Source organism: Nocardia sp. NPDC059180 (assembly GCF_042754945.1).
Taxonomy (GTDB): domain Bacteria; phylum Actinomycetota; class Actinomycetes; order Mycobacteriales; family Mycobacteriaceae; genus Nocardia.
Map to the genome: position 1 here is coordinate 230660 of NZ_JBHZBU010000002.1, position 14536 is coordinate 245195.

A 14536-nucleotide genomic window follows, 5' to 3' on the forward strand; every position below is an offset into this window, starting at 1 on the left:
CAGGCGCGCGGCGACTGTCGGTGACGGGTGGTAGAAACCGGATATGGCTTTGAACTGGAAACTCGTCATCGACAGTCGCAATGCGGCAACACTTGCCGATTTCTGGGCGGCGGCCCTGGAGTACGAGGTCGAAGATCCCAGTACGCTCATCGACCACCTGCTGGCCGCCGGTCAGATCGGCGCGGACGCGGTGCTCGAACATGGTGGACGCAAGACCTTCCGCGGCTACGCCGGGATCCGGCACCCCGACGATCCGTTCGACGAACTCAGCGGTGTCGGCCGCGGGCGGCGCGTGCTCTTCCAAGACGTACCCGAGGACAAAACCGTCAAGAACCGGCTGCACATCGACGTGCACAGCGAGCCCGACGGCCTCGACGCGCTGGTTGCCCGGCTCGAAGGGCTCGGCGCGACCCGCGTGCGTGAGTTCGACCGCGGTCCCGCCGGGCACTGGTGGGTGATGTTGGACCCGGAGGGGAACGAGTTCTGCGCGGCATAGTCCGGCGAGCAGCTGCCGGATTCGGCCCCGCCGGGGTGGTCGGGTGCGCTTATATCGAGGGATGGATCTACAGACCATCGCGGACCGGATCGCCATCGGCGATCTGCTGACCCGCTACGCCCACGCCGTCGATACCAAGGACTGGCAGCTGTACCGCACCGTGTTCACCCCGGACGCCCATATCGATTACACGACGGCGGGCGGGCCGGTCGGCGACCTGGACACGGTGGTGACACAACTGTCGGTCGCGCTCGAATTGTTCTCCCGCACTCAGCATTTCGTCTCGAATATCGACGTGACGCTTCGCGGCGACAGCGCCACGGTGCGGGCGATGTTCTTCAACCCGATGATCGTCTCCACGGGCAAACAGTTCTTCTGTGGCGGCTGGTACAACCACGAGCTGGTCCGCACCGGCGATGGCTGGCGCAGCACCCGGCTGGTCGAGGATTCCGCGTGGTTCGACCGGCTGGAGCAGGCCTTCACCTGACCTCCGGCCGGCCGCGGCGGCCTGCCGACGAGTCAACAAAACTAGAATTCGTTCTTGTCATCCCAGGTAGGTCGTGCCAGGCTTGGCCGATGGACCTGGTCGCACTCGAAGCCATTCGCGCACTCAAATACCGGTACTTCCGCACGCTCGATCTGAAACTGTGGGACGAGTTCGCCGACACCCTCGCCCATGACGTCGAGGGCCGATACGGCACTCACGCGCTCGGCGAGCCGCTGGCGCTGAACGGCCGCGAAGCCGTAGTCGGGTTCCTGCGCGACAACATGGGCGCAGGGATCGTCACCACCCACGTGGCCAACCACCCCGAAATCACCGTCGCCGGCGACGAGGCCACCGGCAGCTGGTTGTTCGAAGACACTGTCATCGCTACCGATTACGGCGTGCTCATCCGCGGCTCCGGCTACTACTCCGACCGCTACCGCCGCGACCCCGACGGTGCGTGGCGGATCACCGCCACCGGGTACTCCCGCATCTACGAATCGTCACAATCACTTGCGGACACCCCGAGCCACCGGCTGCTGTCCAATATCTGGGCGCCGTCCGGGTCGTCCTGAAGTCAAGCACGGATGGCCCACTCGACCGGCGAAAACGTGCCATCCGGCCGGGCCACGTCGATCGACACGCCCAATTCACCCATGCGCGGCTATGTGCCGGCCTTCTGTTCAGCCGCCCACATGCCCTTCTCCTCCAGCATCGCGATGAACGCATCAGCCCCCGACATGATGCGGTTCGGCCTTCCACCGCTCGCGAGTGCAGTTCACTCGGATGGCGCCGGACCCGGCAGGCCGTGGCGATGCGTCCGACCTTCTCCAACCACGGAATATGGACCGCCCCGTCTCCCGAAAGCTACCGTCGACCTCATTACCCGAAAGACAGGAGACGACCGTGGCCAGGGTGTTCACCTCCCTCGACGATATCCGTGCTGCGCTGAGCGAGCCGATCGGGCCCAGCGACCCCCTGATGGTGGATCAGGCGCGAATCACCGCGTTCGCTCAGGCAACCGACGACCTCCAGTGGATCCATGTGGATCCGGAGCGCGCAGCCAACGGGCCCTACGGCGCCACCATCGCCCACGGCTATCTCACGCTGTCTCTGCTTCCGCACTTCAGCCGGTCGCTGTTGTCGTTCGAGTTCGGTTCCGCGCGAATCAACTATGGCGTGAACAAGGTTCGCTTTCCCGCTCCGGTCCGGGTAGGGACCGAACTGCGGGCGACGGTAATCATCATCAACGTCGACGAGTCCCCCACGGGCGCCATGGTGACGACAAAGTATGTGATCGACGGCGGCGCGAGCAAGCCCGCCTGTGTGGCGGAGACGCTGGCCCTCATCGTGGCCTGATCGCCACTCAGCTCCTTCCGGGCCAGACACCCGCGACGGCTGGACGGTCCGCACCGATGACCGTTCAGCGGGCTATTGTCGAAATTGCACCACCGAGCGGGTGCGCACCTGATTCGCGCAGAATCGAGGCCGAAAATGGCCGATATACAACCGACGCAGCGAAGCCCGTCCGCAGGAATCATCGCGGAACTGAATGCCGAGGGCTTCGAGCAGGCCGAAGAAATCGGGCGGGGTGGCTTCGGTGTGGTGTATCGGTGCGCCCAACCCGACCTCAACCGCATCGTCGCGGTGAAGGTACTGACCTCGGATCTGGATCCGGAGAGCCTGCAACGGTTCCTGCGCGAACAACGCGCCATGGGCCAGTTGTCGGGACATCCGCATATCGTCGACGTCTTCCAGGTCGGTACGACTCGCGGTGGTCATCCCTATCTGGTGATGCCGTACCACGTTCACGGGTCCCTCGAGCAGCGTATCCGTGATTCGGGTCCGCTCGATTGGGCCGAAACCCTTGCCCTCGGGGTGAAGATTGCCGGTGCGCTCGAGGCGGCCCACCGCGCGGGCACTCTGCATCGCGACGTGAAACCCGGCAATATTCTGCTCACCGACTACGGCGAACCACAGCTGTCGGATTTCGGGATCGCACGCACCCTCGGCGATTTCCAGACCGCAGCAGGCATCATCACCGGCTCACCCGCGTTCACCGCACCGGAGATCTTGGAGGGTGAAGCCCCCACCGTCGCCTCCGATGTCTATGGCCTCGGCGCGACCCTGTTCTGCGCACTGACCGGGCATGTGGCCTATGAGCGTCGCGCGGGCGAGCAGGTGCTGGCGCATTTCCTGCGGGTGGCCGCGCAGCCGGTCCCCGATCTGCGGCGCGAGGGCCTCCCCGATGACGTGTCCGCCGCGATCGAGCAGGCGATGGCCCGGGTTCCGGCCGAGCGTTTCGAATCCGCCGCCGCGCTGGGTGAGCAACTCCGCTCTGCCCAACGCCACCATGATCTACCGGTCGATGAGCTACTGCTGCCCGCCGATTCGACGCCACGGATCTCCACCACCTCGCGATCGACCCGGCCACGCGGACGCAGCACCGCTCCCCCGACACCAGGGACGAAATATCGACCACCGACCTCGGCCCGCACCCCCATCACACGGAAACGGCTACTGGATCAGCTCCGTTCGGGCGCGGGAAAACGCATGACGCTCATCCACGCGCCCAGCGGATTCGGCAAAACCACCCTGGCAGCGCGGTGGCGCGACGAAATCTGCGAGGCCGGCGGCGCGGTCGCCTGGCTGACCGTCGACGGCGACGACGACAATGTGGTGTGGTTCCTCGAACATCTCGTCGAGGCCGTCCGCGTGCCGCGGCCCGCGCTGGCCGCCGAACTCGAGCAGACGCTGGACGCACATCCAGAGGAGCCGACCCGCTACGTCCTCACCACCCTCGTCAACGAACTCCACAGCGCCGACGACCAGCTGACCGTCGTGCTCGACGACTGGCAGCAGGTGACCGGATCCGATTCGGTGGCGGCGGTCCGCTTCCTGCTCGACCACGGCTGCCACCATCTGCCACTCATCGTCACCAGCACATCCACCGCCGACCTGCCGCTGAGCCGATTGCGCATCAACGGTGAACTCGTCGACATCGACGCCGACGCATTGCGTTTCGACGCCGACGAGGTCCGGTCGTTCCTGGCCGAAGCGGGCTGCCTGCGGCCTGTGGTCGATATCGACGGCCTGACCCACACCACCGACGGCTGGGCGGTCGCCTTGCAGTTGGCGGTCCTGTCCTTGCGCGCCGGCGAAGACCCGGCGCAGCTGGTCGCCGACCTGTCCGAACGTGGCGATATCGGCGACTATCTCGCCGAAAACGTCCTCGACACACTCGATCAGGGCACCTTGGACTTCCTGACCACGACCTCGATCTGCGACAGGCTCTGCGGCGGCTTGGCCACGGCGCTCACCGGGTCCGAACATGCGGCGGCGACTCTCGACGATATCGAGCATCGCGGACTCTTCCTGGAACGGATGGGCCCGGACCGCCAGTGGTTCCGCTATCACCAGCTCTTCGCCGGGTATCTGCGCCGCCGCCTCGAACGGGATCGGCCACCGCAGGAGATCGACGCGCTGCACCTTCGCGCTGCGGCATGGTTCGCGCGCCACGACCTGCTCAATGAGGCCGTCGATCACGCGCTCGCCGCCGGAGACCCCGATCATGCGATCGACCTCGTCGAGCAGGGCGCCGCATACCTGCTCGAGCACGCCAGGATGAGCATGCTGCTCGGCATCTTGGCCAAGCTGCCCGCACTGTCGATCCAGTCGAGGCCGCGAATTCAGCTCTGGGTGGCGTGGGTGAACCTGGTGCTGCGCCGCCCTAGCACTCCGGCAAGGGTCGCGCTGTCGCGCTTTACCGCCGCCCTCGACAATGCGGCACTGACCGATACCGATTTCGCCGATCTGCGTGCCGAGGCCGATGTCATCGATAGCGTCGCAGAGGTTTTCAACGACCGGATCGACAAGGTCGACCAGCTGGTCGAGGATGTCCTGTCGCGGCCCGACGATTTTCCGCCTCGGGTCACCGGGGTGGCCGGCAATATCGACTCCTTCGCCGCGATCCACCGTTTCGAATTCGACGCGGCACGGCGCAGGCAGCGGTGGACCACGCCCTATCACGAAGCGACGGGTCCATTCGTCCGCGTGTACGGGCGCTGTTTCGCCGGCATCGCGGCCCGCGAACAGTTGGACATACCCGCCGCGTATGCGTCGTTCGAGTCGGCATACGAACTGGCCGCCGAGACCATGGGCCCGCGTGATCATGCGGCGCGGTTGGCCGGGGCCCTGCTCAGCGAACTCCGTTATCTGACCGGCGATCTCACCGGCGCCGCGGAACTACTGCCCGACAGCCGCGAGTTGGCCGCCGAGGGCGGGGGCCTGGTCGATTTCATGATCGCGACCTATGCCACCGCGGCACGCATCGAAGCGGTGAACGGCGACACCGACGCGGCGGCGAAGCGGCTGGCGGAGGGCATGGACCTCGCCGACCAGCACGGGCTCGCCCGCCTGACCGCCCGGCTGCGCAACGAGCGGATCCGGCTGGGACACGGCGTCTCGGAGACGACTGTGCGGCAGCTGCTGCGCCCACGACCACTCCAGGGCGCCGACGGCATCGCTATCGCCACCGCCGAACTCGACGAAGACTCCGCCATCCGCCTGCTGCTGATTCGACACCGGCCCGACGAAGCCCTCGACCGCGCACGGGTGCTCGCGGCCGCGATCGACCCGACCCGCCGTCCGATGGCCGCGCTGGCGGCAACACTGCTGCTCGGTGCCGCACTGCGCGCAGCGGGCGAGGCGGAGGAGGCCGGACGGGTCAGCGAGCCCGCCGCGGCCCGCTGCGTCGAGGCGGGCCTGTCCCAATTCCTGCTCGATTCGACACTCGGCCTGCCCGAAAACTGACCGACCGAACGAGGTCGAGTCCGCCGAACTGCTGACAGTCAGGCATGGTCTTCCGGTTCCGAGGTGAGACTCCGCCGCGCGCCGCCGCCTGGGGCCTGCGGCCTTTGCCGCCCCGCACGAGCATCCCAGGCAGCGGGACGGGACGCCCAATTCTGGGACTCGTCACACCACACTTGATTAGCACCGCTAAATTATTGGTGCTTTATATATAAAACGAAGGGAGAGGTGTGGCTGCGACGGGCGTACGGACCGGTCGAATGACGTGGTGGAATCCGCGACTCGCGGGCGCCTACCGAGGGCGCGTGCTGGTCACGGTGCTCGCCTTCGCCGGGATCCTCGCCGCCCTGATGCAGACCATCGTGATCCCCCTCGCGGCACAACTGCCCGGCATGCTCGGCGTCGGCGCCGACAGCGCGTCGTGGGTGATCACCGCGACCCTGCTGACCGCCGCTGTGGTGACACCGATCAGTGGGCGGCTCGGGGACATGTACGGCAAACGCCGGGTGATGCTCGCTTGCCTAGGCATCCTCACCCTCGGCTGCGCGATCTGCGCGCTGTCGAGCACGCTGTGGGTGGTGCTGCTCGGCCGGGTACTCCAGGGCACCGCGCTCAGCGCAATTCCCTTGGGCATGAGCATCCTGCGCGACGAGCTGCGCCCGGTCCGGGTGCCGACCGCGATCGCCCTGATCAGCGCCACGCTCGGCGCGGGCGCCTCGGTCGGGCTTCCGGTCTCGGCGTTCGTCGCTCAGCACTTCGACTGGCACCTGATGTTCTGGTCCGCGGCGGCCATCGGCATCATCGCGATGGTCGTGGTGCGGATCTTCGTCCCGGAGTCCCCGGTGCGCACACCCGGGCGATTCGACTACGTCGGCGCGCTCGGTCTGGCCGCCACGTTGCTGTGTCTGCTGGTGCCGATCACCAAGGGCGCGGCGTGGGGGTGGTCGAGTGCCGCGGTGATCATTCCACTGACGCTGTGCCCGGTGCTGGTGGCCTGGTGGGTGTGGTACGAAAATCGCGTCACCAATCCCGTTGTCGATATCGCGATCTCGATGTCGCGTCCGGTGCTGCTGACCAATATCGCCGCCGTCCTGGCCGGTTTCGCCATGTTCACCCAGCAGGTGCTCACGCCGCAATTGCTCCAAGCCGACCCGAGCACCGGATACGGCCCCGGGCATTCGATCGTCGTCGCGGCCCTTGCACTCGCGCCGTCAGGTTTCGTGATGATGCTCGTCTCCCCCATCGCCGGTCGGCTGTCGCAACGTTTCAGCGCCAAGACCACGCTCATCGCCGGTCTGTTGATCACCTGCCTCGGGTACGCCTTCGCCACCGTGGTGACCTTCGGGGTGTGGCAGCTGGCCCTCGTCTCCGCGATCAATGGCGCCGGGGTCGGCTTGGCCTACGGCACGATGCCCGCCTTGGTCATCAGCGCGGTCCCGGAATCGGAGACCGCGGCTGCCACAGGATTGAACACCTTGATGCGGATGATCGGTTCCTCGAGCGCCAGTGCGGTGCTGGCGATGCTGCTGACCACCATCACCATGCAGACCGCCGGCGCAGCCGCCCCCGCTGAAATGTCGTTCCGGCTCGGTTTCGGCCTGGGCGGCACGGCGGCGCTCGCGGCCGTGGTCGTCGCCGCATTCTTGCGCGCGAGCGGAAACCGCAGGCACGCGGTCGACGTGGTCGAGGCAGCCGTGCCCGGATCCATGTCTTCCGGCTACCGGCCCGTTCGGGCATGAGGTGCCGGCGCCCCTCGGCGGTGTTCGACGTCAGCGACTCGCGTCGTCACTGCGCCGGATAGACCGGCAGGTCGTCGTCCCATGGCTGCCTCGAGACCATGTCGGCGACCCGCACCGTGCCGCTTTCGAATTCGCCGGTCGCGGCATCGACTAGCCGGTAGCGCTGAATCTGGGTGTGAATGGGCTGGGCGTCGAGCAGCACCACCCGCACCTCTCCCGGCTCGAATTCGCACCGCTGCTGCAGCGCGGCGATCAACTGCTCGTTGTGCATGTGACCGTCACCGAAGTTCCAGCCGAGCGCGGTGGAACAGATGCGTTCGCCGTCGGTGATGGTGTAGTCGGACTCGTCCCGGCCTGCCATGGCACGGTGAGCCAAGGTGAACAGTGCGCGGCCGTGGGTATTGAAGGCGCGGAACGCGTAACCGAGGTAGAGCGGGATCTGCGCAGCCTCTTTACTGCCGTAGTACCGCTCGAGCTGGGCGGCGGGCATGGCTGCGACGGTAATGATGCCCGCCCGGATCTTCGCCTCGGCCGACGGCGTGATGCACCACAGCGTGGTGTCCCAGTTCCCGGCGTAGTACCGCATGCCCGGCAGGAACGAGACCTTGCGCGGGAAGAGGTTGCCGAGGATCACCACGCCCGCGAGCACGGCGAACAACAGTCCGAGCGCCACCGGGTTGTTCGCATCGGCCAAGCCCAGATCGGCATGACCGACGAACAGCGTCAGCACGCCGAAGATCATGAAGACGTTCCATTCCAGCGGCACGCCCATCGGGATCGCCACCAGGATCGTCAGGTGGAAGCAGATCATCACGGTCGCGGCAATGGCCGTCGGCCAGCCGCCGTGGCTGAAGAACAGCACCAGCGGCACACACATCTCCACGACCGTGCCGCCGTGTGCCAGCACGCGCGAGGGACGGCCGGGCCGCAGGTCGTCGGGAAAGCGCTCGAAGAACATCCGCTTGACGACCTTGGGCCGCAGCACCGGATTGTTGGACATCATGGTCGAGACCACGAACGGAAAGTGCTTGTTCAGCTTGGAGATCGCCGCGCCCATCCAGATGACGAGGAACACGATCTTCGCGGCGACGATCATGTCGACACCGGTGAACAGGAAGGTCACCGCAAGCGTCGCGTACACCTCACCGCGGGCTGCCAGAAAGATGACCTTGTCCCGCAATCCGAGCACGGCGAGGACGACCAGGACCGCCGCGATCTTCCAGGTCGGCAGCACACCCACGGTGGTGTCGAGTTCCGGGATCGGGCCGCTGCCGCCGGAGAACAAGGCCACCACGAGCAGGACCAGCAGCACGCCGTACAGCAGGGCATCGAAGGGCGTACGGGCCGTGCCCGCGGTGAGCGGCACCCGGCCGGGCCACGGCGGCAGCCGGATGGTGCCGGGCCGCAACCAGTACAGGATCGAGCCCATGGGCGGGAAGAACCGGTTGTTCAGCGGCCCGAAGCCGCAGCCGAGCCCGAGCACCTCGAACAACAGGGTGAACAGCACCACCTTCTGGAACACGATGGGTTCGGTCCACCACGAACCCACGTCCGCGACACCGTCGATGCCGGGGGTGCTCACCGCGATCAGCCATGCCGCGAGAATGTAGAGCACGATCTTGACGACATAGAACAGGTGCAGCGCGGCGGGCGTACCGAAACCCACCTCCGCCCAGTGCCTGGCCATCGGCCGGATCTTCTCCGACCTCGTGCCCCTGCTCCATTCGGCGTAGTCGACCACCGGCAGGTTGGGACGAAGAAATCCCATCACACGATCCGTTCTGTCTCCCAGAATAAGAACGTGTTCTACTTTAGCGGGCACCCTGGCACCCGTTCGCATATCCGAAAAACGCGCGACCGTCGGCCTTCACGAGACGCGGAGGTGGACCGCCCCAAATACTCGGCAAGCCCTCTCACGCTGGGAGTTTCAGCGCGAGAGGGCTTGCGATCGAGGATGACCGGTCAGTTCTTGACCAGCTCCAGCTCCGGTTCCTCGGGCTCATCCGACCCCTGCGGTTCCTCGGTGGCGCTGGACCGGTTCGGCAGCAACAGCGCCGCCACGATGATGATCACCGCCAGTGCCGCCGAGACACCGAAGGCCAGCCGCATACCGTCGAGGTGAGCTGTCGTCGCATCGACGCCGTCGTCGATCAACGAGGTGCTGCGCGTGGACATCACGGTCACCACGAGCGCGGTGCCGAGCGCCGCCGCCACCTGTTGCAGCGTGCCGAGCATGGAACTGCCGTGCGAGTACAGATGCTGCGGGAGGGCACCGAGGCCGAGGGTGAACACCGGGGTGAACGCCGCGGCCAGCGACACCATGAGCAGGATGTGCAGGACGAGCAGCTGCCAGTACGGGGTGCTCATCGAGATCTGAGTGAACCCGGCCAGCGAGACCGTGATGCCGATCGACGCCGGAATCACCAGCATCCGTCCACCGAACCGGTCGAACAGGCGACCGATCGTCGGGCCGAGCAAGCCCATCGCCATACCACCCGGCATGACCAGCAGGCCGGTGCTCAGGGGGCTGAGCTCGCGCAGGTTCTGCAGGTACAGCGGCAGCAGGATCATAGATCCGAGCATGGCCAGGAATGCGATGGACATGAAGATCAGCGATTTGGTGTAGGTACCGGACAGCAGAATGCGCAGATCCAGCAGCGGGGTGCCGGTGCGTTGTAGCCGCAGCTGACGCCACGCGAACACACCGATCAGCACGACACCGGCCGCGACGATCAGTGCCGGGGTCGTGACGCTACCGGTTTCGAACCGGCTCAGGCCGTAGACCAGGCTGCCGAATCCGAGGGCGGCGAACGCGACACTGGACCAGTCGATCGCGCCTGCCTCCGGCTCGCCCACATTCTCCAGCCGCCGCAGGCCAAGCCAGGTGACCAGCCCGGCGATCGGCAGCACCACCACGAAAAGCCAGCGCCACGATCCGACCTGCAACACCAAGCCGGACAGGACCGGGCCCATGGCGGGCGCGACGGAGATGGCCAGGGTGACATTGCCCATGACGCGGCCACGGTCGCGCTCGGGCACCACCGTCATCAACGTGGTCATCAGCAGCGGCATCATCACCGCGGTACCGCCGGCTTGGATGACGCGCCCGATCAGCAGGACAGCGAACGTCGGGGCGACCGCCGACAGTGCCGTGCCCGCGAGGAACACGCCCATCGCGATCGCATAGGCCCGCCGGGTGGTGACCCGCTGCAGGAACCACCCGGTGACGGGGATGACCGCTGCCATGGTGAGCATGAACACGGTGGACACCCACTGCGCCGAGCGTTCGGTGATGTGGAGATCGGTCATCAGCCGCGGGATCGCGTTGATCATGATGGTTTCGTTCAGAATCACCACGAAGGTCGCAAGCACCAGCAGCCGGATGACCATCGGTGTCCGCTGCCCTTCCTTCCGGCGGTCGGATAGTGCGAGGGGCATCGGGGTACCTCCGGTAATCGTGAGCACAGTGATGTGGCCTGATGGCAGGTCATCGTCGACCTTGCGCGGCGCCACACCAGATCAGACGGGGACCGTCCGATCTATTCATCGGTCGCGGCCCGATCAACTCCGGCAGTGCCGTCTGCGATTACTCGCTGTCGGCCTCGCCGAGCCTTCTCGGACTCACAGACAAGCAAACAAGCTAAACCACCATTGAGGTCAAGTCACTCGATTTTTCGCGGGGTCAGCCCCGCTGCTCCCGCACCATGGCCGCCAGCTGGCGCGGGGTGGCGGTGGGCAAGTATGCGCGCGAGATCGCCACTGCGATGCGCGGGAGGTCGGCTTCATCGCGGAAGCACAGGTAGACGCCTTCGTAGCGCGGGTTGAACTTGGTTTTGAAGTGGTGCAGTGAACGGAATCCGTAGAACGGTTCGAGTGCGGCGCCGATGAGGTCGAGTCCCTTGTCGATCCCGCGGATATCGCCGCTGTCTTCAGCGCGGGCCAGGGGCGCACCGGAGAGCGAAACGAACTCTGCCCCTTCCTCTTCGAACGCCAGCGCCGAACGCGCGATGAGGAACTCGATGGTGTTGTTCGCCTCGGGGGTCGTGAGTTTGCGCATGACGTCGAGGGTCCATCCGAGGATCCGCTCTCCCGCGCCGTACACCGGCAGCCAGGACAGCACGGCCCGCACCGTACCGTCGGCGCCCACCGCGAGCGCTACCCGGACCTCGTCGTCGAGCGCTTCCTCGACGGTGCCGAGGGTGAATCCCATTTCCGGCAGGTCCTTCTCACCGACCCACTGTTCGGAGATCTCACGGACCTGGGTGAGCACCCCGACCGGCTGCTCGGCCAGGCGCCCGAGCACGAAGGTGGTGCCGGCCTTGTCGGCCTTGTTCATCGCCGATCGGATCTTCTGCCATTTCTTTCCGGTCAGTTGCAGTTCCGGCAGGTCGATGAGGGTGTCTTCGGCGATCTGCAGCGCCCGCCAGCCGAACTGACGAGCCACCGTCGCGGTGTGCTCGGAGACGGAGAACAGGCACGGGATCCGCGCCTGCGATTCGGCGAAAGCCCGGAAATCGTCGATGACGGCGGCCGATTGCGCGGGTTCGCACACCGGGTCGGCCAATGCGATCACCACACCGGCGTGGCGCCGGAACCCGATGACGGCGTCGCGCCCCTGTGGGAAGAAGTAGTCGATACCGTCCCAGGTGATCATCCACGACATGGTGCTGCCGCCGTGGCGGCGAATCAGCGATCGTGCGTGGCCGGCCGGATCGTCGGTCGACTCGCCGCCACCGGCTACCGTCCGGCGCCGAGGCACCGTGAACGCGCTGCGACCGGCGATCAGCAGTACCGCCTCGCCCGCCCACAGCAGGCCGGTGCCCGCGGTCACGGCGCCGAGGCTCTCGAAGTCCGTGGTGACGACCAGGACCACCACCAGGATCGTCGCGGCGACGGCGAACAGCGCGTACGCCAGCGTCACCCACCAGGCCCACCGTCTGCCGCGGCGCAACTGTTCGGCCAGCAGGCCCGCCACGACGACGGTCAGTACCGCCGACCACCAGGCCTCGTCGGAGGCGGAGGTGGGACCGAACGGCCCGTCGCCCGGGACCAGGTACACCGTCACATGGACGACAGCGATGAGCCACAGACCGACGGAGGCAACCAACCGTGCCTCGCGGTTCGTTCGTGGGCGTATCCCACGCTCACGACGCGCGAACCACTTCTCTCCGGCGAAGACGAAGACGACGAACGCGATCAGGTGCGCGACGTCGGCGAACCGGCCGAGGAACAGGAACGACACGATGACATACCCGTACAGCACCGCGCGTCCTCGCAGCCGCCACGGCGAGGGCACCGTCGCGGTCGCGGCCGCGAGGACCGCGATCACCGCCGTCGTGCATCCGACATCGCGCACCGCAGCCAGCTCGACCGCCCACGGCCAGTTCGTCGCTTCGGCCGCGACGATGAGCCCGCATGCGCCGAGCACACCGATCAGCTGGCCCGAGACCGCGACGGCGAGGGTGCGGCGCGTCCCGAGCCGCCACTCGCCGATGCCGAAGGCGGACGCCACCAGCAAGACCATCGACACAAACTGGCCGGGGGTGGACCCGAACCACGGGCCGAGCAAGAAGGTGAACCAGCGGCCGTCCCGGAGGGCGGGGACACCGTAGGCGACCGAGTCGTACCAACCTGTCTCCGAGACCGCCCGCCAGAATCCTCGAGAGACCAGGCCGGTGGCGACGAGGACGACGCAGACGAGCAGGGTCAGTGGGAATCGCCGGGCTCCGGCGGCGCCACGGCGCGCAAGCCCGAGGATCCGATCAGCACCGGAGCGGCTGGTCTCGGTCGATTCAGCTGTCATGGCCGCGCCTCTGTCTCGGGTTTCGACACTCCCGGTAGCCGAGCCGCACCGCGACGGATCGCGCGCGCCGAAGCCGAGCCACCGACGAGATAAGCCACCACCGCGACGATCACGCCGATGGCAAGGACGACGCGCAGCGTGTTCCACAAGGGTTGAGTCACGGTGTCGAATACCGCGGCGGCCGCGTCCGCCGAGCGGACGGCGGACCCCCGGTTATCTAGGTAGTACGACCGCACGAACTGGATCGCGAGAGCGAGCACCGCCATTGCGACGGCGAACGCCACCCCCAGCGCTGCCGTCGCGCGAAGGCGAGAGCCTGTGGGCGCGACGGCGATTGCCACCGCCGCGGCGAGCAGAGTCACCCACGGAAGGACGCCGGAGGCATGGTCGAGGGCGTCGACGACGCGTTGCGCCTTGGCCAGCTCCGGGGATTGCACCAGCACGAACTGCGCCTCGACCGGCGGAATCCGCTCAGCGAAGACGAATCCGCGCTCCAGTAGCCGCGCTTTCGCCTTGTCGATGATCGCGGCGAGCGAGATGCTGATGGTCCCGCTGTCGTCGATATCGACTGCCTCCGTGCGTGTTTCCCCGGTCAGCACGGCGACGACGGTGCGGTGCGCGGCACGGTTCGCGCGGGCCCAGAGGTCGGCGAACTCGTCGGAATCGATCAGCGAGGACACCGTTTCATGGACGAAATCCTCCGCTTGGTCGGCGATGACCGGGGCCAGGCTCGCGATGACGCGATCGCGCCGTTCACCGTCGCCTGCCACATCCGCCAACGCTTGCGATACGGCCGCCTCGATATCGATCCTGGTGACGATCTCCTCGGTGATCCGATCGGCGAGTGCGGCTTTGACCGCCGGATCCGTGGCCAGTGGCGCGACAGTGTCGACGTAGCCGTCGGTGTCGAGGACCGCGCTGTGTGCGACGCGAGCCAGCACTGAGGCCATCGCAAGAACGCCGGTCACGACAAGCAGCGCGATCACCGCGGTCCAGCGCAGTCGATGTCTGGGTCGAGTGGCAGCGGCCGGGCGTGGCTCGCCGGAGCCCGCGCGCGAGTCCTCACGTGCGGCGCCGACGTCGGGCACCTTCTCTGCACTGCTATCGGGCGAGTCTGCACTGCTATCGGGCGAGCCGCTGCCGGTATCCGCATCCGCCATGACCGATCCTGCCGATTGTCACCGTGTATGGCCGTCGACGTGTCG

General features: G+C 66.8%; 10 protein-coding genes. 6 read left to right on the top strand and 4 right to left on the bottom strand.

Going from position 1 to position 14536, the window contains the following annotated elements:
- Positions 1-43 precede the first annotated feature (43 nt).
- The 6 genes from ACFXNW_RS07160 to ACFXNW_RS07185 all read left to right on the top strand — a co-directional run bounded on the left by ACFXNW_RS07160 (position 44) and on the right by ACFXNW_RS07185 (position 7528).
- The gene (locus ACFXNW_RS07160) at positions 44-496 is read left to right on the top strand and encodes a VOC family protein (protein ID WP_379416646.1); all 453 of its coding nucleotides are present in this window, start codon (positions 44-46) and stop codon (positions 494-496) included.
- A 61-nt stretch (positions 497-557) separates the two neighbouring features.
- Complete coding sequence (locus tag ACFXNW_RS07165) at positions 558-983, top strand: nuclear transport factor 2 family protein (RefSeq protein ID WP_379416648.1); 426 nt, start codon at positions 558-560, stop codon at positions 981-983.
- 89 nt (positions 984-1072) lie between these two features.
- Positions 1073-1555: a nuclear transport factor 2 family protein gene (locus ACFXNW_RS07170; protein WP_379416650.1), complete on the top strand. Its 483-nt coding sequence runs from the start codon at positions 1073-1075 to the stop codon at positions 1553-1555.
- Between the two features lie 331 nt (positions 1556-1886).
- Complete coding sequence (locus tag ACFXNW_RS07175) at positions 1887-2339, top strand: MaoC family dehydratase (RefSeq protein ID WP_379416652.1); 453 nt, start codon at positions 1887-1889, stop codon at positions 2337-2339.
- 135 nt (positions 2340-2474) lie between these two features.
- Positions 2475-5792, top strand: coding sequence for a protein kinase (locus ACFXNW_RS07180; protein WP_379416654.1), 3318 nt, complete (start codon positions 2475-2477; stop codon positions 5790-5792).
- 257 nt (positions 5793-6049) lie between these two features.
- The gene (locus ACFXNW_RS07185; protein WP_379416655.1) at positions 6050-7528 is read left to right on the top strand and encodes an MFS transporter; all 1479 of its coding nucleotides are present in this window, start codon (positions 6050-6052) and stop codon (positions 7526-7528) included.
- A 46-nt stretch (positions 7529-7574) separates the two neighbouring features.
- On the opposite strand, the gene ACFXNW_RS07190 is transcribed toward ACFXNW_RS07185, so the two are convergent.
- The 4 genes from ACFXNW_RS07190 to ACFXNW_RS07205 form a co-directional block, all read right to left on the bottom strand.
- Positions 7575-9296, bottom strand: coding sequence for a DUF3556 domain-containing protein (locus ACFXNW_RS07190; RefSeq protein WP_379416657.1), 1722 nt, complete (start codon positions 9294-9296; stop codon positions 7575-7577).
- Between the two features lie 194 nt (positions 9297-9490).
- On the bottom strand, positions 9491-10966 hold the full coding sequence (locus ACFXNW_RS07195) for a DHA2 family efflux MFS transporter permease subunit (RefSeq protein WP_379416659.1): 1476 nt from the start codon (positions 10964-10966) through the stop codon (positions 9491-9493).
- Between the two features lie 244 nt (positions 10967-11210).
- Positions 11211-13331, bottom strand: a complete 2121-nt coding sequence (locus ACFXNW_RS07200; protein WP_379416661.1) for a bifunctional lysylphosphatidylglycerol flippase/synthetase MprF — start codon at positions 13329-13331, stop codon at positions 11211-11213.
- Entirely contained in the window at positions 13328-14491 is a 1164-nt protein-coding gene (locus tag ACFXNW_RS07205; RefSeq protein ID WP_379416662.1) for a hypothetical protein, read from the bottom strand. The genes ACFXNW_RS07200 and ACFXNW_RS07205 overlap by 4 nt, the downstream gene beginning before the upstream one ends.
- Between the last annotated feature and the right edge of the window lie 45 nt (positions 14492-14536).